This is a genomic window from Pseudomonas sp. LBUM1679, assembly GCF_059695565.1.
Genome location: NZ_CP166774.1, coordinates 2,252,328 through 2,273,378, shown reverse-complemented (window position 1 = coordinate 2,273,378; position 21,051 = coordinate 2,252,328). Strand labels below are relative to the sequence as shown.

At 60.9% G+C, this 21,051-nt stretch carries 21 protein-coding genes; 17 read left to right on the top strand and 4 right to left on the bottom strand.

Translation table 11 applies throughout. The features are described 5' to 3' along the window. Positions 1–3 precede the first annotated feature (3 nt). The 8 genes from ACA062_RS10555 (at position 4) to ACA062_RS10520 (ending at position 9,785) form a co-directional block, all read left to right on the top strand. Complete coding sequence (locus ACA062_RS10555; protein WP_497456309.1) at positions 4–1,467, top strand: wax ester/triacylglycerol synthase domain-containing protein; 1,464 nt, start codon at positions 4–6, stop codon at positions 1,465–1,467. Continuing rightward, positions 1,464–2,465 (top strand): alpha/beta hydrolase, encoded by a 1,002-nt coding sequence (locus tag ACA062_RS10550; protein ID WP_497456308.1) that lies wholly within the window; start codon positions 1,464–1,466, stop codon positions 2,463–2,465. Before ACA062_RS10555 ends, ACA062_RS10550 begins: the two co-directional genes overlap by 4 nt. Positions 2,466–2,494: 29 nt before the next feature. After that, positions 2,495–3,733, top strand: coding sequence for a thiolase family protein (locus ACA062_RS10545; protein ID WP_497456307.1), 1,239 nt, complete (start codon positions 2,495–2,497; stop codon positions 3,731–3,733). 114 nt (positions 3,734–3,847) lie between these two features. After that, positions 3,848–4,222: a hypothetical protein gene (locus tag ACA062_RS10540; protein ID WP_497456306.1), complete on the top strand. Its 375-nt coding sequence runs from the start codon at positions 3,848–3,850 to the stop codon at positions 4,220–4,222. A 13-nt stretch (positions 4,223–4,235) separates the two neighbouring features. Beyond that, the gene (locus ACA062_RS10535; RefSeq protein ID WP_497456305.1) at positions 4,236–5,246 is read left to right on the top strand and encodes an enoyl-CoA hydratase/isomerase family protein; all 1,011 of its coding nucleotides are present in this window, start codon (positions 4,236–4,238) and stop codon (positions 5,244–5,246) included. A 111-nt stretch (positions 5,247–5,357) separates the two neighbouring features. Beyond that, positions 5,358–5,834: a 2,4'-dihydroxyacetophenone dioxygenase family protein gene (locus tag ACA062_RS10530; protein ID WP_497456304.1), complete on the top strand. Its 477-nt coding sequence runs from the start codon at positions 5,358–5,360 to the stop codon at positions 5,832–5,834. Between the two features lie 95 nt (positions 5,835–5,929). Next, on the top strand, positions 5,930–8,293 hold the full coding sequence (locus ACA062_RS10525) for an arylsulfatase (RefSeq protein WP_497456303.1): 2,364 nt from the start codon (positions 5,930–5,932) through the stop codon (positions 8,291–8,293). An 85-nt stretch (positions 8,294–8,378) separates the two neighbouring features. Beyond that, positions 8,379–9,785, top strand: coding sequence for an SRPBCC family protein (locus ACA062_RS10520; RefSeq protein ID WP_497456302.1), 1,407 nt, complete (start codon positions 8,379–8,381; stop codon positions 9,783–9,785). Here ACA062_RS10520 and ACA062_RS10515 read toward each other — a convergent pair. From ACA062_RS10515 to ACA062_RS10500, 4 genes are all read right to left on the bottom strand, one after another. Next, positions 9,769–10,029 (bottom strand): hypothetical protein, encoded by a 261-nt coding sequence (locus tag ACA062_RS10515; RefSeq protein WP_497456301.1) that lies wholly within the window; start codon positions 10,027–10,029, stop codon positions 9,769–9,771. The genes ACA062_RS10520 and ACA062_RS10515 overlap by 17 nt on opposite strands. A gap of 208 nt (positions 10,030–10,237) precedes the next feature. Then, entirely contained in the window at positions 10,238–12,013 is a 1,776-nt protein-coding gene (locus ACA062_RS10510) for an N-acyl-D-amino-acid deacylase family protein (RefSeq protein WP_497456300.1), read from the bottom strand. 119 nt (positions 12,014–12,132) lie between these two features. Beyond that, complete coding sequence (locus ACA062_RS10505; protein ID WP_497456299.1) at positions 12,133–12,684, bottom strand: DUF2889 domain-containing protein; 552 nt, start codon at positions 12,682–12,684, stop codon at positions 12,133–12,135. Between the two features lie 65 nt (positions 12,685–12,749). Further along, entirely contained in the window at positions 12,750–13,403 is a 654-nt protein-coding gene (locus tag ACA062_RS10500; RefSeq protein ID WP_497456298.1) for a TetR/AcrR family transcriptional regulator, read from the bottom strand. Between the two features lie 319 nt (positions 13,404–13,722). Here ACA062_RS10500 and ACA062_RS10495 point away from each other — a divergent pair, with 319 nt between their 5' ends. The 9 genes from ACA062_RS10495 (at position 13,723) to ACA062_RS10455 (ending at position 21,048) form a co-directional block, all read left to right on the top strand. Continuing rightward, positions 13,723–13,902 (top strand): hypothetical protein, encoded by a 180-nt coding sequence (locus tag ACA062_RS10495; RefSeq protein WP_497456297.1) that lies wholly within the window; start codon positions 13,723–13,725, stop codon positions 13,900–13,902. A 120-nt stretch (positions 13,903–14,022) separates the two neighbouring features. Next, on the top strand, positions 14,023–14,976 hold the full coding sequence (locus ACA062_RS10490) for an alpha/beta fold hydrolase (RefSeq protein ID WP_497456296.1): 954 nt from the start codon (positions 14,023–14,025) through the stop codon (positions 14,974–14,976). Positions 14,977–15,146: 170 nt separating this feature from the next. Then, positions 15,147–16,598, top strand: coding sequence for an SRPBCC family protein (locus ACA062_RS10485; RefSeq protein WP_497456295.1), 1,452 nt, complete (start codon positions 15,147–15,149; stop codon positions 16,596–16,598). A gap of 266 nt (positions 16,599–16,864) precedes the next feature. Further along, complete coding sequence (locus ACA062_RS10480; protein WP_497456294.1) at positions 16,865–18,346, top strand: flavin monoamine oxidase family protein; 1,482 nt, start codon at positions 16,865–16,867, stop codon at positions 18,344–18,346. Positions 18,347–18,362: 16 nt separating this feature from the next. Continuing rightward, entirely contained in the window at positions 18,363–19,067 is a 705-nt protein-coding gene (locus ACA062_RS10475; protein WP_497456293.1) for a c-type cytochrome, read from the top strand. A 60-nt stretch (positions 19,068–19,127) separates the two neighbouring features. Next, positions 19,128–19,286: an alpha/beta fold hydrolase gene (locus ACA062_RS10470; protein WP_497456292.1), complete on the top strand. Its 159-nt coding sequence runs from the start codon at positions 19,128–19,130 to the stop codon at positions 19,284–19,286. A gap of 232 nt (positions 19,287–19,518) precedes the next feature. Continuing rightward, positions 19,519–20,238 carry a hypothetical protein gene (locus tag ACA062_RS10465; RefSeq protein ID WP_497456291.1) on the top strand — a complete coding sequence of 240 codons (720 nt, stop codon included), beginning with the start codon at positions 19,519–19,521 and terminating at the stop codon, positions 20,236–20,238. A gap of 11 nt (positions 20,239–20,249) precedes the next feature. Beyond that, complete coding sequence (locus ACA062_RS10460) at positions 20,250–20,717, top strand: sulfatase-like hydrolase/transferase (protein ID WP_497456290.1); 468 nt, start codon at positions 20,250–20,252, stop codon at positions 20,715–20,717. A 4-nt stretch (positions 20,718–20,721) separates the two neighbouring features. Continuing rightward, positions 20,722–21,048: a hypothetical protein gene (locus ACA062_RS10455; protein WP_497456289.1), complete on the top strand. Its 327-nt coding sequence runs from the start codon at positions 20,722–20,724 to the stop codon at positions 21,046–21,048. Positions 21,049–21,051: the final 3 nt, after the last annotated feature.

Sequence of the window (21,051 nt, the reverse complement as noted above, 5' to 3'; positions counted from 1 at the left end):
CCGATGAACATGACGCTGCTCGATATGTCGTGGTTTCCACTGGAGTCCAGGACTATTCCCGTGCACGGAGGATTTCTGCACGTTTTCACTCCGCCGTCAGGAGCCAGGGCTGATTACAGCCGTCGACTGCTGGCGACGATGAAAAAACGTGCCGTCGGCGCACCGTTCAACCTCCGACCGCGGCTCCGGCTTAGCGGCCTGCCCTACTGGGAGGAGGTCGAGGTTGATCTCGACAACCACCTGGTGGAGCTGCGTTTGCCGGCCCCAGGCAACGATCAGCAATTGCGCGACGCTGCAGCGCAAGCGATGCACGAACCGCTGTCATGGTCGTTGCCTTTGTGGCGCTGCCATTGGATCGAAGGCCTGGAAGGTGGGCGCTTCGCGTTTTTGCTGGTCGCCCATCATTCGCAATGGGATGGCATGGCGATATTTCGCCTGATGGGTGAAACCATGTCGCAGTCCGCGCAACGAAAAACCATTCGGGCGCCATGGCAAGGCGTATCGACCTGGTTGCAACAGGTTGTGCCAGACAAGCAAAGGAAGATACGCCCATCTGCCCTGCGTCGGATGCTGGGCACCGTGTGTGGCGCTACTCGCGCGGCGACCGATATGCGCAAGGTGTACTTACGGCAAAGCCTGCGATTGATCACCGGCAAAGGCGGAATCGCCCTGCCCCTGGCTGCGCCTGAAACCCGCCTGGAACGTCAGGGTTCAGGAGAGCGTACTTATGGATTGGTACGTTTCCCGGTAACACAGGTCAAGGCGCTGGCCAAGGCGACGGGGTGTTCGTTCAACGATGTCATGACCACTGTGATCGACGACGCCTACGGCACTTATCTGGAAGAATCGGGCAAGCCGGCAACCAGGCCGCTGGTGGCCATAGTGCCAATGGCCCTCAAGCTGGCCGGTTCCGGTAACCAGCTTTCCGCTGCGCTGGTTACCCTCGGCACACCGGGTAGCGATGGTCGCACTCGCCTGGCCAGCATCCATGGGGCCATGAACCGCGCCAAAAAGGATATCGGCGCGATGAGTCCGGCTGGTGCCAAGCTTTACGCCATGATCAACGTGGCGTTTGCCGCTTTGCCTGACATGTTACGCGTCGGCGAGCGTTTCCCGGCGACGGCCAACCTGCTGATTTCCAATCCATTCGGCCTGCCGCAGCCGTTGTACCTGAACGGCAGCCGGCTCGATTACTTCCTACCCATGATGGGCCCTTCGCTTGGGGCGCGGCTGATGGTGGGTATCTGGACCTATGCCGACGAAACCTTCATGTCGCTCACCTCGCTGCGCTCTGTGGTGCCCGATGTCGAACGGCTTGCCTGCCTGGTGCAGCAATCCTTTGACACCCTTGAACAGGTGCTCGGCGACGGCCCGAGCCAGAGGCTGCCGGCGCCGGTGAAAGCGCCGAAGAAGAAAGCCGCTGCAGCCGCCCGCAGTCCGGCCGCACGTAATGCGGGGCTGGCATGAGTCCAGCTCTGAATTGCTCACCGCCGCTGCCGAATGCGCCACGCCCCTTGAGTCTGCGGGCGCGGTTTCTGCTCTGGTTCTACCGGCACATCGTCAAGGCCCGCCTGGCCAAACCCATGGAGCTCGCTAGCGTGCAGGCGCTACTGACCAGGCTGGATCGCTGGCTGGGCGGCGGCGGCAGAGGTTTCAACCGTGAACACATCAGTGCCCATGGGGTGGCCGCCGACTGGATCGGCGTCGACGCAATCAAGTCGGGGCGCGTCATCCTCTATCTGCATGGCGGTGGCTTCATGTTCCGTACGCCGCGCCTGCATGCCCGGCTCGCCGCGCGACTGTGCCTGACCCTTGGTGCCCAGGCGTTGATGCCGCATTACCGGCTGGCGCCCGGGCACCCGCTGCCGGCCGCGCACGAGGACTGCTTTGCGGCCTATCGCTGGCTGCTCGACCAGGGCCAGGATCCCGCACGGATTATCGTGATCGGCGATTCGGCCGGAGGCTTACTGACGCTGACCACCTTACAGCGAATTCGTGATGCCGGCCTGCCCTTGCCTGCCTGCGCCGTGATGTTTTCGCCAGGCACTTGTATCGATTCCATCCGCCGGCTCGATGCGCGGGCGACCGCTGACGACCCGATGATCGGCGCCGGTGCACTCGAGTTATTGCAGAGAGTGGTGGTCGCTGAGGTCGCCGCCCACGACCCCGGAGTATCGCCCTGTGCCGGCAGCCTGCACGGGTTGCCGCCGCTACTGTTGCAAGCGGGCAGCACCGAATGCTTGCTGCATCAATCGCAAATCGCCGTTGCGCAAGCGCGTAACGCTGGAACCCACGTCGAGCTGCAAGTCTGGCCACAGATGCCGCACGTCTGGCAGGCCGTGCACTGGCTACCGGAAGCACAGCATGCACTGGCCTGCGTCGGCGAGTTCGTCGAGCGTCACTCGCAGCAGCCGGCAAGCGCCTCTTGCTCTCCCACTGCAGCCGCGCACGAAGCTCGAACCTGACGCCGGTCAACTGAAAATAAGGAATGTTTATGAGCACTATCTATATCGCCGGCATCGCCATGACCGTATTCGGTCGGCACATTGAACGCAGCCTCGACGACTTGGCGCGCGAAGCACTCAATGGCGCATTGCAGGACGCCGGCTGCACTACCGAGGATCTGGGCATCGCCTTTTATGCCGGCATGACCAATGGACCGCTGCAGGGTCAGATCGCCATTCCGGGCCAGGTCGTATTCAGCAAGATCGGCATCGAAGGCATCCCCATCTACAACATCGAAAATGCCTGCGCCTCAGGCAGTTCTGCCTTCAATCTGGCGGTGCAAAGCCTCAAGGCCGGCACTACCGATGTCGCGCTGGCCCTCGGCGCGGAAAAGATGAACATCGCCGACAAACTCAAGGCATTTTCGATTTTCGAAGCCGGCTGGGATATCTCGCGAGCCGAAGAGAACTACCAGACGTTGGTGAAGATGGGCGAAGGGATTGAAGTCCCGGACGGTTCGGAATCGGACAAGCCCTACAGCAAGTTCATGGCGATTTACGCCGCCATGTGCCGTTTTCACATGAGCAACTACGGCACCACCCAGCGGCAGATCGCTGCGGTGTCGGCGAAAAACCATACCCACTCGGTGCACAACCCGTTCTCGCAATTTCGCAAGCCGTTCAGCATCGAGGAGATCCTGGCTGCGCCGCCGATCACCTACCCGATCACCTTGCCGATGTGCGCACCGCTGTCGGACGGTGCCGCGGCGGCCATTCTCTGCACGGAGGAAGGACGCAAGCGCATCGGCGCGGACAAGAGCCGTTGCATCAAGGTCGCTGCCAGCGTCATGCGCAGTTTCAGCCACCGCCGCCTCGACCAGCCACTGCTGCACGTCGGCCGCCTGGCCGCTAACCTGGCTTATGAGCAGGCGGGCCTGGGGCCGCAGGACATGCATGTGGCCGAAGTACACGATGCGTCGGCGATGGGTGAAATCATCCAGGTCGAAAACCTTGGTTTCGTCCCCCTCGGCCAGGGCGGACCTGCAGCCGAACGCGGCGAATTCACCCTCGGCGGGCGAATTCCGGTCAACACCTCGGGCGGCCTGGAATCCAAAGGGCATCCCCTCGGCGCCACCGGTATCGGCCAGCTCTGCGAACTGGTCACCCAATTACGCGGTGAAGCTGGCAAACGCCAGGTAGAGGGTGCACGCCACGCCATTCAGGAAAACGGTGGCGGTTTGCAGGGCATCGAGGAAGCGGCAGTGGCGATTCACATTCTGAGCAAATAGTTCTTTGCTCATTGGGTACTAGCCCGCTGCAGCGGGAGGCTTTTCCCCAACAGCTATCCGAAACTGCTCAGCCTACTGCGCTGAAGCCTACACAACACTTGCAGGAAAGATCTCATGTCCAATAATTCAGCCCGCACCCTCTTCGGTTCCGCCGCTGGTTTCAACGTACTGGCAGGCTTGCCATTTCTGGTGGCCTTGCAACCGGTCGCCGCCTTGATGGGGCTGCAGGTCACGCCGACGTCCACCTTATTCATTCAAATCACCATGGCCCTGGTGGTGATGTTCGGCTGGGCCTACTGGATGATCAGCCGCGATCCTGTGCGCTACCGTCCTTACATCGTGCTCGGGATCTTGCTCAAGATCCTCGTCGTTGCTGTCATCTACGGTCACTGGTGGGCGGGCAATATTCCCTGGCCGCTGCCGGTACTGGCATCCGGCGACATTATTTTTGCACTGCTGTTCTGGCGTTATTTGAGCAGTACTCGATAAGGGTAAAACCATCATGGAACTGCGCTACCTCAAGACTACCCAACTCGAGCGCACGCTGTGGATCGAGTTGGCAAACCCGCCGGCCAACTTCCTGACGGTCGATATCTGCGTAGAACTGCACCAGGTGTTCAAGGCCGCCGAACAGGACAGCAGCATCGGTGTGCTGGTGCTGACCGGCGGCCTCGAAGACACCTACATCTTCCATTTCTCGATTGCCGAGCTGCAAAAGATCAGTGCTGACAATCGGGCCTTTCTGCTCGACCGGATCTGCGGCGCGCGCATCGGCAGCAAGCTGATGGAATGGCAAGCCGCATTCTGCCTGTGGCTGATGGACCAGTTGCCATCCAGCGAACGGGCCGTGCTGGCGCTGACCCGCCGGCTGCGCGGGCGCTGCTCGACGCTGTACCTGTGGTTTCAGATGATGGCGGCCTACTTTGCCATCGAGCGCAGCAGCAAGATCACCATCGCCGCGATCAATGGCAACTGCAACGGCGGCGGTACCGAAATGGCCGCCTGCTTCGACTTCCGCTTCATGGTTGGCGATGCCGGCTTCACCATCGGCCAGCCGGAAGCGCTGGTCGGCATCATTGCCGGCGGTGGAGGCACACAGCGCCTGCCGCGCCTGATCGGCAAGGCCAAGGCGCTGGAATTCATGCTTGGTTGCGACCAGTGGAGTGCCGATCAGGCCAAATACAATGGCCTGATCACCGACCACTTTGACAAAAGCGAATTCAGGAAAAAGGTCCAGGCCTTTGCCGAACGCATGAGCCGGCGCAGCCCTATAGGGGTGGCTTCGACAAAGCATGCGGTACATGCCGGACAAGACACTGGATTGCGCCAGGCGCTTGCCATCGAGATGACCTCGACCGTGCGCTGTTTCGCCGACCGCTCGACCCAGGCGGCACTGGTCGAATACATGAGCATCCTCGACGAAAAAATTACACGCGCGCCTGAACAGCCCGGCACTGTGCATGACGTCGCGCCATTGCTGGAAAGCCCGCGAGTTACCCGGCATTTCCACTGAAAGCTCCCTGCCCCCCTCGTCTTCGGGGGGGTAATTGTTGCCTCGCATCATCAGGATGCACCTCAGAGTGTCCAACTTGCCGTCAACGGCAGTCATCCGAGGAGCATCACCATGTTGTACGAAAGCATCGATACCGCGGCCATCAACGACGAAGACCTGCCCTGGGTTCCCTTCTCTCCCTACAGCGACGAAGTCTTCATCAAGTACATCAAGTGCGACCCGGTTCGTGGCGAGACCATCACCCTGCTCAAGGCCCCGGCCGGCACCACGCTGCCCAGGCACTACCACACCGGCACCGTGATCGTTTACACCGTCAAAGGCGGCTGGAAATACCTCGAGCACGACTGGATCGCCAAACCGGGCGGCGTGGTGTTCGAAACCGCCGGCACCAGCCATACCCCGATCGCGCTAGAGGAGTACGGCGATGAAATCATCACCATGAATATCACTCAGGGCGACCTGCTGTATTACGACGAGAACGACAACATCTGCGCCATCGAAAACTGGAAAAGCGGTGTACAGCGCTACCGCGCCTTCTGCGAAGCCCAAGGTATCGAAGCCAAGGACATCACCAGCTTCTCTGCCTGACAGCCTCGGCGATCCCGCGTCTTCAGCCGATCGCTGACAACGTGCCAAGCACAATCCAACCCGCCGCATAAAAACAATAATCGATGGAGATACCCATGACCCAGAGGCTGCCATTGTCCGGGCGCTTCACGCTGAAACTGAGCATGCTGCTGGCCAGTTCGATCGCCTGTGCCCAGGAGACGCTGCCCTTCGCGCCTACGCCCTCCGCCAGCGATGCCAAACCTACGCTGAAAGAGTCCAGACACCAGAAGCGTCAGCAGCAATCCCACCTGCCGGCCGATGCACCGAACATCCTGGTGATCATGCTCGACGATGCCGGCTTCGCCCAGTCCGATACCGTCGGCGGGGCCATCCACACCCCGACCCTGAGCCGGATCGCCGATAGCGGCGTGCGCTACAATGCCTTCCACACCACCGCGATCAGCTCGGCCACCCGCTCCGCGCTGCTGACCGGGCGCAACCATCACCGGGTAGGCAACGGCGTGATCGCCGAACTGGCCACCGACTGGGATGGTTATACCGGGGAAATCCCGAAAAGCTCGGCGACCATGGCCGAGGTGCTCAAGCAATACGGCTACAGCACCGCCGCCTTCGGCAAATGGCACAATACCCCGGCACTCGACACCACGGCTGCCGGTCCCTTCGACGCCTGGCCGACCGGCTATGGCTTCGAGCATTTCTACGGCTTCCTGGCCGGCGAAACCTCGCAGTACGAGCCACGCCTGTACCGCGACACCACGCCGATCGAGCCACCGCGCGATCCGAAGTACCACCTCAGCGAAGACCTGGCGAGTCAGGCGGTGAACTGGCTGCAGGATCAGCAAAGTTACGCCCCGGACAAACCCTTCTTCCTCTACTGGACCCCGGGTGCCGTGCATGGCCCGCACCAGGTGAATGCCCAGTGGGCGGACAAGTACAAGGGCAAGTTCGCGGGTGGCTGGGACGCTTATCGTGAGCAAACCTTCGCCCGGCAAAAGGAAATGGGCTTCATCCCCAAGGACGCCAAGCTCACGCCGCGCCCGGCTGAACTGCCCGCCTGGAACAGCCTGTCCGCGGAACAACAGCAATACCAGGCACGTTTGATGGAGGTGTTTGCCGGCTTCCTGGAACACACCGACACCCAGGCCGGGAAGATCCTCGACGAGCTGGAGCGCCAGGGCAAACGCGACAACACCCTGATCTTCTACGTGCTCGGCGACAATGGCGCCTCCGCCGAAGGCATGGAGGGCACGATCAACGAGCTGCTGGCCCAGAACGGCATTCCGGTGTCCAAGGAGCAGCAGCTGAAAACCCTCAATGACATGTACGGTGGCCTGCCGGCACTCGGCGGGCCCAAGCTGGAAAGCATGTACAACGCCGCGTGGGCCTGGGCCGGCTCGGGGCCGTTCCCCGGGACCAAACTGGTGGCTGGCTACTTCGGTGGCACCCGTACCCCGCTCGCGGTTTCCTGGCCCAAGCAGATCAAGGCGGACGCCAAGGTTCGCGGGCAGTTCCACCATGTCAACGATATCGTTCCGACCGTCTACGACATCCTCGGCATCACCGCGCCCAAGCAAGTCAACGGCATCGCCCAGGACCCGCTGGACGGCATCAGCATGCGCTATACCTTCAACGACGCCGAGGTGAAGTCGAAGAAGCCGGCGCAGTATTTCGAAGTCTTCGGCAGCCGTGGCATCTACAAGGACGGCTGGATGGCCTCGGTGTTCGGCCCACGCAAACCCTGGGTCCAGGGCGTTGCCCAGTTCATGGGCTGGAACCCCGAGAACGACCAATGGGCGCTCTACAACCTGCAGGACGATTACTCGCAAGCCACTGACCTGGCCGCCAGCAATCCACAGAAGCTCGCCGAGTTGAAGGCCGAGTTCGATGCCCAGGCCAAGGCCAACCATGTCTATCCGATCGGTGCCGGTCTTTATCCTTTCCTTGACCCTACCGCACGTCTCGCCACCAGCCAGCGCGAGTGGCATTTCAGCGACCGGACCAAGCGTATGCCGGAAATGACTGCGCCCAACCTGCGCAACCAGAACAACAAGGTGGTGGTAGAGGCTGACGTCCCGGCAAACGCCACCGGCGTGCTGTATGCCCTGGGCGGTATCGGCGGTGGCGTGAGCCTGTATCTGGATGACGGCCATTTGGTCTATGAGTACAACGCGCTTGCCATCGCCCGGGTAAAACTGCGCTCGGCCGAGAAGGTGCCGGCCGGCAAGGTCAGTATCGAGGTGCTCACCAGCATGACCGCGGCCAAACCAGGCTCACCGGCCAACCTCAGCCTGCGCCTCAATGGCCAGGAAGTCGCCAAGGGCGTCACGCCGTTCACGCCACCATTGCTGTTCACCGCCAGCGAGACGTTCGACGTGGCCGAAGACCTCGGTTCGCCGGTGGTCCTCGACTACTTCGAGCGCGCGCCCTTTGCCTTCAACGGCAAGATCAATGACGTGCACGTCGCCTACATGCCCTGATCGGCAGCAGCCGTCCCGCGCTTCCCGGGACGGCTTTGGCGTGCCGCCTGCGCTACCCAACCTCTCCTGAGCGACGGATAAATAAATGACTTTCGTTCCCCCACTCAATCAGATTGCCCTGTCCGTGGTCGATCTGCGCCTGACCGAGCACTGGTTCCGCGAAGGCTTCGGCCTGTTGCCGGCCGGTGGCAGCCGCTTAATGATGCGCGGCCTGCTGCCCTCGCGGGTACAGGGTTTGCCCAAGGCGGCCTCGACCTGCTGGTGGCTGGTCGGGAGCAACCCCTGGGCACAGCTCGAGCTGTTCCAGTTCGAGAGCCCGATCGCCCGGCCGCTGCCAAGCGACTTCCGCCCCTGCGACATCGGTTACACTCGTATTGGACTCTGGGTCGCCGATTTCGATGAAACCCTGGCGCGCCTCGCCCGCCTCGGCTCGCAACCGCTGTCCGCGGTGCAGGGCCAGGCTGGCCAGCGCCGGGCCTGTGTGCGCAACCCCGATGGGGTCTATGTCGAGATCATGGAAGCCGATCCGCTGGCTGGCCAGGTCAAACCTGGGCGGGACTGCCCTGCAGCCATCCGCTCGGTGACCATGTCAGTGCCTGATCTGCAACAAACCTGCACCTTCCTGCGCAATGGCATCGGACTGACCGAAGCCGAGGCGACTTTGCACCATCCGCAGCACGAAGCGCTCTGGGGCCTGCCAGGGGCGAAAAAAAGAAGCTGCCTGTTCCTCGCCGGTGACGTGTTGCTGGAAGTCGTGCAATACCTGGAGCCGCTCGGCAAACCCTGGCCCGAAGGCTATCGCGTCAGCGATCAGGGCATCCTCAACATCGCCTTCGGTGCACACAACAAACAGGACTTGATGACGGTTTATCGCCGTGCCTGCAGCGCCGGCGCACAGCCGAACTGCCGCCCCGTGCATATCCCGCTGCTGAATGCCGGGGTGGTTTACCTCAATGACACTCAGAGCTTCTCCTATGAGGTGCTCTGGCTCAAGCCCGGTAAGGCTGACCGTGCGTGGGGTTTCGAGCCGCTGGCGCTCGAACGCCGTCCCGCACCCGACACTCATTGCATCGAACGCAGCGTGCGGATCGAGGCACCGGCGAACAAGGTCTGGGCCCACATCAGTGATCACGAGGGCATGGCCCAATGGAGTGGTTTCAAGCCGGTGACTGTGCACCGTGCCGGTAATGGCGAGCGCAACGGCCACGGCAGCGAACGCTTGATGCACGGCCCCGGTGGCCGCGTGGTCGAGCAAGTCATCGACTGGCAACCGCCGCACAGCCTGCGCTACCGGGTGACGGAGGGCTCGCCCTTCATCTGTCACCAGGGCGAGATCCGGCTACGCGACCTGGGCCAGGCCACCGAACTGACCTGGCGCATCCGCTTCCGGCCGAAATTGCCCGGCACCGGCAACCTGCTGCGCGGCCTGCTCCGGCGAATGCTCGGGGCAATGCTGCTCAAACGTCTTAAACCGCTCATCGAGCGCTGCTGAGGAAGCACGATCCGGCACCGGCACCGGCATACCAGGGCGAGATCTTGCTGCGCGATCTGGGCCAGGCCACCGAACTGACCTGGCGCATCCGCTTCCGGCCGAAATTGCCCGGCACCGGCGACTGCAGGCTTATTATCAGGCCAAGGGCTGTGAGCCGGAGCTGGTCGCCGACGCTATGGTGCGAGCCATGCAAAAAGGCCAGAATCTGGTACTGGTCGGGCCGTTCGCCAAACTGATTTTCCATATCAATCGCCTTTCCCTTGGCCTGATCCGCCGGGTAATGATCAGCGACGCACGGAAAACCGGTTGCCTGTGATCCTCTGCTCTGCCCCTCGCCTCCCCGAGCCTGGCCCGGGGAGGTTTTTTTATGACGCTGATCGGCTGCCCAGAGTTGCCGGGGGGCAACAGCCCTGTTTCAGCAACCGTTCGCCCCGGACTGATCGAACCTACTCTCAGAGTGCTGCGCTATCGCTCTTCTGCGGGCCACGTACCAGTCGCCCTGGCAGCGCACCCGTGGCCTTCCCTTCCCGATAAATTGGTACACCTGAGACAATCGTGGTGACATATCCGCGTGCGCCCTGCAGCAGCCGCTTGCCGCCGGCCGGCAGGTCGAAATGCATTTGCGGCTGTTCCAGCCCCAACCGATCCATATCGATGACATTGAGGTCCGCCTTCATGCCCGGTGCGATCACTCCTCGATCAAAGAGGCCAACAGCGCGTGCCGTGTCGCAGGTCTGGCGCTTGACCAGCCAGGACAGGGCGAACTTGCCACTTTCGCGATCTCGGCCCCAATGTGTCAGCAGATAGCTTGGGAAGCTGGCATCGCAAACCACGCCCACGTGCGCTCCGCCGTCGCCCAATCCCATCACCGTGTTCGGGTCGGCAATCATCTCGCCGCAGGCATCAAGATTGAAATCCGCGTAGTTCGCAAACGGGGCGTAGAGGAAACTGCGGCCTTCATCCTCCAGCAACATGTCGTACGCCAGCTCCGCGGGCTTGCGGCCCTGCCTGGCCGCTTGAGCCGCAATCGACGTGTCGCGATTCGGCTCATAGTTTGCAGGGTTGCCGAGCGGGAAAATCATCTCGAACGAAGTCAGATGCCGCGCCAAACCACTCGTCGGCGGCAGTTCTATTTCTTCCAGTAAACGCTGTTGAAGACCGGCATCCTTCAGCAGCACAAGGCGCTGCGCCAGGGATTGATGGGCAATTTCCATGTAGCTGGCGCACTCGAAGAATGGATTGAGGCTTGCCTGAAGACCGAGCAGAGTGCCAATCGGCCGCGGTGCCACCTGCGCACGCATGGGCAGCCCCGCCTCGACCGCATCGGCGGTGAGCGCAAGCAACTGGCGCCACGCCTCCTTCTTGTGAGTCTGCTGCGCCAGGGAAAATGACAACGGCCTGCCCGCCCGCTCGACGATGCGGCGCAACATCGCGAACTCCGTTTCAAGATCGGGCGTATCGAAGTCGGTGATCAGGGCAATGACACCACGACCGGCATCCTTGAGGCCCATCGCAATGCCCATCAGCTCATCTTCAGCGGCGCGCAGCGAAGGGGTCGGATCGCCATTGAGGGTCCGATGGTTGATCGTGCGCGACGTCGAAAAACCGATGGCCCCCGCGTGCATGGCCTCTGCCGCCAGTATGCGCATCTGCGCGATATCACCGGCAGTCGCGGCTTCAAGGCGGGTGGCACGCTCGCCCATCACGTAGACGCGCAGGGCACCATGAGGCAGCTGAGCGCAAATGTCGATGTCATGTGGCCGCCGCTCCAGGGCGGCAAGGAACTCGCCGAAGCTTTCCCATTGCCAGTCCAGCCCCTCATGCAACACGGCTCCGGGGATGTCTTCCACCCCTTCCATGAGCTCGATCAGGCGCTGACGGTCTTGCGTGCGCACCGGTGCGAACCCGACGCCGCAGTTGCCCATGACCACGGTCGTGACGCCATTCCAGCTCGATGAAGCCAGCCTCGAATCCCACATGGCCTGGCCATCGTAGTGGGTGTGAATATCCACGAAGCCTGGCGTCACCACCAGGCCACGCGCATCGATCTCCTCCTTTGCCGAACCAGACACCTTGCCCACTTCGACAATCAGGCCATCCAGCACCGCGACATCGGCCTCGAACAAAGGATTACCCAGGCCGTCGGCCACCATGCCTGCGCGTATGACCAAATCAAACATCTTTTCCATCGCTCCCCCCTGATCAGAAATTTGCACCTTGCTCGGCATGATTGTTCTTCCCTGCATCGACAACTCCCGTAAAAAGCACTCATTTTTGTCAGAATCTGCTCATGCTGAGATGCCGATGAGTCCGCAACAAATCGGACTTGTTCGAACCGGCCTGCTGGTTATTTTTTCAGCAGTATCGCGACGGGACTATCGTCGCGCAGGGCGTGACAAGTATTGAGCAAGCCCGCGGTGGCGCGACTGTAAGCCTCGGTATCGGCGGCCGTGCGCGGCGCAATCATGGCCCGCGCCATGGGGATGGTCTGAAACGCCGTGGTGGCGATGGGCAGTAGCAACTCTGTCAGATGCACACAGCCGCCGATCCCGCCGAACAGCTCCTTGATCCGCCGCGAAAAGCCCGCGCCGATGCGCTCGCCGAGCAATTTTTCGTAGGCCGGCGCCGCGCCGCGACATTCGCTGGTGGGTACTTGCGGCATGCACACCTGCACTTCCCGCACGATGAAGTCGTCGTCCAGGGTTAAGCGAATGTACATCCCGTGATAAGTCTGGCCGATCGCCAAAACTCGTCCTTCGGCCAGGGTCACCGGGTGAGTCTTGCTGTCGTCCAGGCGTCCTTCGATATCCCACAGGCCGTCTGCCCGCAGATACCCCAGGCACTCGACCTTGCGCCGGTGAATCAACCGGCGGCCTTGCTCATCGACATCGTTGGTCATGGTTAAACTCCAGGTATTGAAGAGTGCCTGTAGCGACGCCCGACCAGCAGCACCGGCCGCCGGCTTCAATCACCCGGTGTTCTGCCGGGCAGTAAAACCACGGCGTACAAACGCGAGCGCACCATCGCCAAAAAGTCATTGAAGGCCAGTTTTTGCAGTGATTCCGGTAGCGACAGAGCCGCTTCGTATGCCGGGACGCAGAGCGCTGCCGCCATGCGCATGGTGACAAAGATGGCGTTGTGATCGCAATTCGGCGCCAGCGCTATGAAGCGCTCGCTGAATAAGCGCGCATTGCGCTCCGCATCTTCGTCGTCGATCTTGCGCAGGGTCGGTAAATAGCGGGTCGCCGCCCACAGGCCACGAATGACCGGCGTGGAGCGGTAAATCTGGAAACCCAGTTCGATGCTTCGCAGAGTCGCTTCGACAAGCGCCTGCGGAGTTTCAGCACGCGTGAGGATTTCGGCGACACTGCGATCGAAGTCGGCCATCAGGCGCGAAATCAGCTCGGCAAGAATCGCTTCGACTGAACTGAAATAGGGGTAAATCGAGGAGTGGGTTATGCCGGCGCGTGCTGCAATCCTGACCATGGTCAGATCGTCGTAGCCCCCTTCGGCCACTACTGCCCCGGCCGCGACGAGGATTGCATCAATGCGATCGAGTGCTCGCTGCTGCTGGGGTGCGCGCTTGATCGGCAGCGCAGCCTTTTCAGAACTTTCCATATTTGTCACTTGCTCTCCGGATAGCTGGCCAGTAGCGGTTGGGCCTGCTGGGCCTGGTTATTGCCGCCAGCCATGCTGATTTTTTGCTGCGCGCAATTCTGCTATTGCCAATCGTCAGGGTACTGCTGAAAGCACCCGAATGTAAATTGACACTGTTTCAGATATTATTTTACAGTCTGTCAAATTCTACCTGGCGAATGCTCAAGCTCTTCCCACCGGCAGACGGTGGGTGCTCCTACACAATAATTCCAATGGGGGTACAACGCATGAATAGGCACTTCAAACGATCGTTGCTCGGTAGCGCATTGAGGATGGTCGCGTGACGCTGGTCGGTAACGGCGGCCTGGTCAGCGTCGCGGATGCCGGCCTGCACCACTTGCGCACTGAAGTCCGTGCCGACCGACTGAACCTCGCCGCGCTGGCAGCATTGGCCGACGGCCAGCTGGCGTTGTTCAGCGCGCAGGGTGTGCTGCACCAGGCCCTGATCGGACCGCATTAAGTGGGAGATGAAGGGCACTTCTCGTAAGGATCCCATTGGTCTGATGGCCTTTGCCGCAACGCTGTCGGACCAGGACATCGAAAACATGGCCACTTTTCTGGCCAGATACAGGAGCGACAAATGAACAATGAACAACGTGACTTCCTCAAAACAGATTGCCAGGCCGTGGCCGCTACTGCGAGTCCTGCGAGCACACCCCTGAGCGACGGGCAGACAGCTGCGCGCCCGAGCATTCCGGGCCAGAAGATGATGCTCAACGGCATCCGTTACCACGTCGGCGAGCAGGGAAATGGCGACAAGGTGGCGCTAGTGCTGCACGGTATGCCCGACACCTCCAGCGTCTGGCGCTTCCTGGTGCCGGCGCTGGTGGAGGCCGGTTATCGGGTGATCGTGCCGGACATGCTCGGATATGGTGAAACCGAGAAGCCACAAGACCCGCAACGTTATGGCCTGGAAAGCATCGTCGGCGACATGATCGCCCTGCTGGATGCGCTCAGCCTCAAGCAAGTGGATCTGATTGGCCATGACTGGGGCGCCGCAACCAGCTGGGAATTGGTACTGAATTTCCCCGAGCGCTTCCGTCGGTACGCTGCACTCTCGATTGGGCATCCAGACCAAATGATGTTCATGAACTCGATCGCCGATGTGAAAGACAGTTGGTACATGTACCTGCCGACTCAGCAAGCGGCTGGGGCGCTTTATGCCGCCAATGACGGCGCCTTTTTCAAGAAATTCATCATGCCTTCCCATCCTGAGGCCGAAGAGGTCTGGTCGCGGCTGAAAGATCCAGAGGCAATGCTCGGCAACTTGAATTGGGATAGGGGCAATCCGATGGCCTCGGCTTATCTGGCTGCCCTTGGTAGCGCCGCAGCCCCGCGCAAATGCAGTGTGCCAACGTTGGGTTTGTGGAGTACCGGCGATGTCTATGTGTGGGAATCCCAGGTGGAACTGAGTTCAAACTTCATGTCTGCGCCCTGGCGTTATGCGCGGATTGAAGGGGCCTCGCACTGGATGATGCTGGACCGGGCGCAAGAGGTGAACGCGCTGTTGCTGGATTGGTTTGAAAACGCCTGACCTCGATCAGTTGGTTTCCAACCATAGGCAGACCCGTGGTAGACGGCCCATCAGTGGCGATTTTGCCTTGGTTCATCACAGGCATTGTCGAATTCAGCTGTTGGGCCCACAAGGAAAGTGAACCAGCAGCGTATTTCCCCGCTGTTTAGCCCTCATAAAAAGAGAGCAGCATGAATCAGACCAACCAGAATCCCGCTTTAACCCAGGTCGCGCTTACGGTGCTCGATCTGCAACTTACAGAGCTTTGGTTCCGCGAGGGCCTGGGCTTCCTCCCTTCCGGTGGCGAACGACTGATGACCAGCAGCCCGCTGGCGGCCATGGTGCAAGGCCTGCCTGGAGTCGCTTCCTGCAGCTGGTGGATGGTCGGCCGCAATCCCTGGTTCCAGATTGAGCTGTTCCAGTTCCAACGGCCCGTTTCCCAGCTGCTGCCCGCCGATTTCCGTCCCTGCGACATCGGCTACACGCGTATGGGCGTGTGGGTGGCTGACTTCGACGCGACCCTGGCACGCCTCGCCCGCCTGGGAACCCCGGCGCTGACACCGCCGCTGGGCCAGCCCGGCCAGAGGCGTGTCTGCGTGCGCAGTCCGGACGGTGTCTATGTGGAAATCATGGAAGACGATCCGCTGCCGCAAGCGCCGGGGGTCGAACTCGACGATTGTTCGGTCGCACTGCGCTCGGTCACCCTGTCCACGCCTGACCTGGAGGCTTCCGTGGCGTACCTGGCGGCAGTCAACGGCAAACAACCGGAAAACCTGGCCTTGCACACGCAAGAGCACGAGGCGTTGTGGCAGTTGCCCAGTGCTCGCTGCAAATGTGCAGTCTTTACTAGCGGCGATATCCTAGTCGAAGTCGTGCAATACCTTGATCCGCCAGGTAAGCCATGGCCCCAGGGCTACCGTCTCAGCGATCAGGGCATTCTGAACATTGCCTACGGCACGCGTACCAAGCACGCCCACGAGAGCATCTGCCAGAACATGGTGGCCGCGGGCGCGCAACCGGTAAGTCGCACCCTCCGCCTGCCCAGTGCCGGTGTCGTCTACTTCAATGACAAGCTTGGCTTTTCGGTTGAACTGATGTGGATTTCGCCTGGCAAGCAAGATCGCCAGTGGGGCTTCCTGCCGACCCCGATCGCCAACCGTCCGGGCGCCGACACCCATAGCGTCAGCGCCAGTGTCAGCATCGTCGCGCCGCCGGAGGTGGTGTGGAAGGCACTCAATGAGCATGACGAGATGGCGCATTGGATAGGTTTTCCACACGTGAGGCGGGTGCGCGATGGCGCCGGGGGACGCAACGGTGTGGGGTCTGAACGTCGCATGTCCGGCCCACTGGGGACGGTAGTCGAACAGGTCACCGGCATCGTCGAGAACAAGCGCATCCGCTATCGCGTGATTGAGGGTTCGCCGTTCAAATACCACCAGGGTGAAGTCACCATGCAGGCCGACGGCGCAGGGACGCAGCTGCGGTGGACGATTCGCTTCCGCTCCCGCCTGCCTTTCGCCGGCGTGCTGTGGCGCGTCTTCATGCAGCGAATGTTGGACAAAATGCTACGCACTGGTCTGCGGCCCTACGTCGAGCGGCATTCGGCGCGGTTAAGCAATAACCTCCCACAGCGGTCGAGTTGACCAGTGCTCGGTTAAACATCTGAAACCTCCTATCGAACGTTGCTGAATCGCCGGCTCAGATCATCGCCACCGCGCCTTTTTCTTGATGTGCCCTGCGTGCCGTATTCGAGTGCACGCGATTTCTGCTATTGCCGTTTCCTCAAGGTACTGCTGATAGCACCCGAAGGTAAATTGACACTGTGTCAGATATTATTTTACAGTCTGTCAACTTTGGCCCTGCTCATCAAGGCACATAAAAATAAAACTGCACAAAGGCAGATCAGGCGATGGACAAAAAACCACAACAACAGGTGGCCGACGCAGCCCCTCCGAGTGGCGGAAAACTGAGTCGGCGTGGCTTTCTCGGCGCTGCGGCCGGTGCCGTGGCAGTGGCCGCCCTGCCAGGCGACGCAGTTGCATTACCGACGAATAGCGATGATGTATTCGATGTGGTCATCATTGGCGCAGGTCTCGCCGGGCTAACCGCTGCCCGCGACTTGCGCCGAGCTGGCTGCGAATCCTTCCTGGTGCTGGAAGCGAGTGATCGCGTCGGTGGTCGCACCCTTAATCACGATCTGGGCAATGGCTATATCTCCGAGGCCGGCGGCCAGTTCATCGGCCCTGGCCAGACCGCGGTCGCCGATCTGGCGCGTGAGCTGGGTGTCGCAACCTTCCCGACTTACTACCGTGGCAAAACAGTATTTCTGGCTGGCGAGGGAAGCGTTGCGATGGACCTTGACGGCTCGTTCGGCACTGACATGAAAATCGCCGAGCAGCTCAATGAGTTGGCACGCACGGTACCCTCCGGCACACCCTGGCAGGCGGGCCGCGCCGCGGAGCTGGACGCCATGTCGCTCGGCGACTGGCTGGTAAAACAGAACCTCAAGCCAGAAGACCGGATCGGCTGGAGCATCGGTTCCTTGCTGTCAGGCGGAGCGATGCCGGCCAAGATGGGTTTCCTGCATTTTCTGTCGATGATCAACTCGGCCAACAGCAGCTACGAACAACTGGACTCGATCAAGGGCAGCGCCCAGGAAACGCGCTTTGTCGGTGGCTCGCAGATCTTGAGCCAGAAGATGGCGCAAGCCCTGGGAGAGAAAGTACGACTGTCGGCCCCGGTCCGCCAGATCAGTGACTGGGATCAAACCGTGGTCAGCCTGCACACGGACAAAGGCCGGGTACGGGCGCGACGAGTGATCGTGGCGCTGACACCGGCGTTGTGCAACCAGATCCGTTTCGATCCCCCCCTCCCCGCGCTGCGGCACGAATTGCAACGGCGCTGGCCGGCCCACACCCCGGGGCGCAAGGTGACACTGGTCTACACCAAACCCTTCTGGCGCGAGCAGGGCTACAACGGACATGTCATTCAAGCCAACGGTCCGTTGCTTTGGGCATTCGACAACTCACCGCCGGATGGCTCCATCGGGGTGATCAACGCCTTTGTCACGCAGTCCATGCTGGCGTCCGAACCCAGGCTTGCACAAGCTCAGCTGACCGACATCCTTGCCCAGGCGCTGGGCGATGAGGCCCGCCTATGCTCGCAGTTTCACGATCACGACTGGGGGCAGGATCCCTGGATCATCAGTTGCGTTTCAGCCATCGCGCCGGGCTTCTGGACCCGCTACGGCGAGGCCCTGCATCCAGCGGTGGGCCAGTTGATCTGGTCAGGCACCGAAACCGCCGACATATGGGCGGGCTACATGGATGGTGCCGTGCGCTCGGGTCACCGCGCCGCACTTCAGGCACTGCAAGCCCTGCGGCAGGTTTGAAATGGGGATCGCCAGAATGAAACTTACCAGGCAAATCAAAAATCAAGGTGGTGCACGTCGGGTACTCGCCATCAGCGGGATGGTCATGCTGGTACTGCTGATCCTGAGCGGCATCACCTATGGCCCGCAACTGCTGGACTACTACCGTTTCAGTCAGGCCATAGAGGCGACGAGTCGGGAAAATGCGGCCAGCGGTGGTCCCTGGCCGCAACTTAACGAGGCCTGCATGCTTTGCCATGGCAACAACGGCAACACGGTAACGCAGCTGTACCCGCGACTGGCCGGTCAACCGGCAGCCTATCTGGTTCAACAACTGACGGCCTTTGCCGACGGCCAGCGCGCCAATCCCATCATGTCGCCATTGGCGATGAGCCTCTCGACCGCTGACATCACCGGTCTCGCCGCGTATTTCGCCGCTCGGCCTGTCGCCCCTAACTCGGCATTTGTAGTCGATCCAGCGCGCCTGAAAAAGGGCGAATTGCTGGTCAAAAACGGGAATTGCGCGGCCTGTCACGGCGCAGAGTTGACCGGCCAGGCTGCGTTTCCACGTCTCGCCGGACAGGGCTATGACTACCTGGTCAAGCAGCTGACCGACTTCAAGTACGGCGACCGCAAGGATGCCAATGGGGCGATGGCTTTCGCCGTCACGCTATCGGACGAAGACATCAAGAATATCGCCAACTATCTGGCCAACCACCGAGGAGAGGCACATGCACAATGAACGACGTGATGTTTTTAAAACGGCCAGCCAGCTGCTGCATTTTTGGGTGTACGCGGCAGTGTGCCCGGCAAAAAAATCGAGCTGAACGGCGTGCGCTACCACGTCGGCGATCAGGGTAGCGGCGACAAGCTCGCGTTGTTGCTGCATGGGATGCCCGGTACCTCGAGCACCTGGGATTACCAGGTGCCTGCGCTGGTGCAGGCCGGCTACCGGGAATAGCGACGCCGTTCCGGGAAAATACAGCGTGCCAACCCTGGGGCTGTGGAGCAGCGGCGATGCCTATTTGTGGGCGTCTCAGGAGAAGTTGAGTTCGCGATTCATGTCTGCGCCCTGGCGCCATGAGCGCATCGAAGATGCCTCGCACTGGATGATGCTCGACCGTGCATTACAGGTGAATACGGCCTTGCTCGATTGGTTCAAAAACGTCTGAATCTGATAAAGGGTTGAAAAAATGTACGCAATGGAAATTTCCAAGTCTCACGAATTGTTCGCCGCCAATGGCCGTCGCCTGGTTGCCTGGGTCGCGATCATTGGCGCGCTGTTGGGCTGGACCACCGTCGGCTTGTATGGGGCCGCAACTGGCGGTGACTTCTCGGTTGTCTTCAAGCCCGAAGTCTTTCTGGCGCTACCGTCGCAGGCGCACACCTATCTCCACTGGGCGATGGTGGTGGACACCCTGGGGTTTTATTTGCCCTTCCTGATAGTTGGCGGCTACCTCTGGTCGCTGCTGCGCAACGAACACGGCGCCATCATCGACATGGCGACACTGTGCATCGTCACCTACGTGGTAATGGGCATTGCCGGCGCATCTATTCTATTCGCCACAGTGTCGCCGTTGGCGGCCCTGCATACGGCGGGTGATGCGTTGAACAAGGCCGCCAGTGAAGCAGCCTGGTTGGCGGTGGTAAATGCGGCACAGCATGGCTTGTGGTTGATGGAGGGACCGGTCATGGGCTTCTGGGGGCTGGTCATCGGCAAGGCCATGCGTGCCTCAGGCATGCCATATGGGCGCCTGTTGATGGTAGTCGGCGCTTGCTATATCAGCGCCTTTTTCACCGGTGTGCTGGGATTGGCAGAACTGGGGGGAATCATCCAGGCGGTCTTCTTTATTCTGTTGCCACTGTGGGCATTGCTGACCGGCATCGCCCTGTTGCGCCAACGTGATCGCTGAGAGTCAGTAATATGAAGCTCGTACGCACCCTCCTTCTCGGGCTCATTGCCCTGCCGCTGGTTGCATCGGCGGCAGGGGTCAGCAGCGACAAGCCCAATATCGTTCTGGTGCTGATGGACAACCTTGGTTATGGCGAGCTTGGCGTTTATGGCGGCGGTATCGTCCGTGGTGCGCCAACACCACGGATCGATGCGCTGGCACAAGAAGGTGTGCGTTTCACCAACTTCAATGTCGAACCACAATGCACGCCCAGCCGTGCTGCGTTGATGACGGGACGCTATGCGGTGCGCACCGGGAACGGTTCAGTCCCGATCGACACGCCGCTTTACGGTCTAACACAGTGGGAGACCACCATCGCCGAAGCGCTTTCGGCCAAGGGATATGCCACGGCGGCTTACGGCAAATGGCACCTTGGCCATACCGAAGGACGCTTTCCTACTGATCAGGGCTTTGACGAGTGGTGGCCTGGACCAAAGTGAGTTCTTGCTCGGCAAGACCGATAAATCGAAGCGCGAGAGCGTGGTGGTCTATGTCGGTAACGACATCTACGGCGTCAAGTGGCGCAACTGGAAAGTCATGAACAAGGAGGTCGGAACCGGCTATGGCGATCCAGTGCGCAGCTACGGCGTGCCGCTGTTTTACAACCTGCTGACGGACCCGAAAGAGGAGCACGCCGCAGATCCGGGCTTTATGCAAAACCTCTGGGTACGCTTCCCGGCTTTTCAGGTCATCGCAGAGCACATGAAGTCTTTACGTCAGGAGCCGCCGATCCGTCCGGGTACGCCCGATCCTTATGAACCAGGACATTGATGG

What these genes read in the sequence shown, in the direction of transcription:
- ACA062_RS10555 (WP_497456309.1), top strand. Translation starts at nt 4, where the DNA reads ATGAACATGACGCTGCTCGATATGTCGTGGTTTCCACTGGAGTCCAGG.
- ACA062_RS10550 (WP_497456308.1), top strand. Translation starts at nt 1,464, where the DNA reads ATGAGTCCAGCTCTGAATTGCTCACCGCCGCTGCCGAATGCGCCACGC.
- ACA062_RS10545 (WP_497456307.1), top strand. Translation starts at nt 2,495, where the DNA reads ATGAGCACTATCTATATCGCCGGCATCGCCATGACCGTATTCGGTCGG.
- ACA062_RS10540 (WP_497456306.1), top strand. Translation starts at nt 3,848, where the DNA reads ATGTCCAATAATTCAGCCCGCACCCTCTTCGGTTCCGCCGCTGGTTTC.
- ACA062_RS10535 (WP_497456305.1), top strand. Translation starts at nt 4,236, where the DNA reads ATGGAACTGCGCTACCTCAAGACTACCCAACTCGAGCGCACGCTGTGG.
- ACA062_RS10530 (WP_497456304.1), top strand. Translation starts at nt 5,358, where the DNA reads ATGTTGTACGAAAGCATCGATACCGCGGCCATCAACGACGAAGACCTG.
- ACA062_RS10525 (WP_497456303.1), top strand. Translation starts at nt 5,930, where the DNA reads ATGACCCAGAGGCTGCCATTGTCCGGGCGCTTCACGCTGAAACTGAGC.
- ACA062_RS10520 (WP_497456302.1), top strand. Translation starts at nt 8,379, where the DNA reads ATGACTTTCGTTCCCCCACTCAATCAGATTGCCCTGTCCGTGGTCGAT.
- ACA062_RS10515 (WP_497456301.1), bottom strand. Translation starts at nt 10,029, where the DNA reads ATGGAAAATCAGTTTGGCGAACGGCCCGACCAGTACCAGATTCTGGCC.
- ACA062_RS10510 (WP_497456300.1), bottom strand. Translation starts at nt 12,013, where the DNA reads ATGCCGAGCAAGGTGCAAATTTCTGATCAGGGGGGAGCGATGGAAAAG.
- ACA062_RS10505 (WP_497456299.1), bottom strand. Translation starts at nt 12,684, where the DNA reads ATGACCAACGATGTCGATGAGCAAGGCCGCCGGTTGATTCACCGGCGC.
- ACA062_RS10500 (WP_497456298.1), bottom strand. Translation starts at nt 13,403, where the DNA reads ATGGAAAGTTCTGAAAAGGCTGCGCTGCCGATCAAGCGCGCACCCCAG.
- ACA062_RS10490 (WP_497456296.1), top strand. Translation starts at nt 14,023, where the DNA reads ATGAACAATGAACAACGTGACTTCCTCAAAACAGATTGCCAGGCCGTG.
- ACA062_RS10485 (WP_497456295.1), top strand. Translation starts at nt 15,147, where the DNA reads ATGAATCAGACCAACCAGAATCCCGCTTTAACCCAGGTCGCGCTTACG.
- ACA062_RS10480 (WP_497456294.1), top strand. Translation starts at nt 16,865, where the DNA reads ATGGACAAAAAACCACAACAACAGGTGGCCGACGCAGCCCCTCCGAGT.
- ACA062_RS10475 (WP_497456293.1), top strand. Translation starts at nt 18,363, where the DNA reads ATGAAACTTACCAGGCAAATCAAAAATCAAGGTGGTGCACGTCGGGTA.
- ACA062_RS10465 (WP_497456291.1), top strand. Translation starts at nt 19,519, where the DNA reads ATGTACGCAATGGAAATTTCCAAGTCTCACGAATTGTTCGCCGCCAAT.
- ACA062_RS10460 (WP_497456290.1), top strand. Translation starts at nt 20,250, where the DNA reads ATGAAGCTCGTACGCACCCTCCTTCTCGGGCTCATTGCCCTGCCGCTG.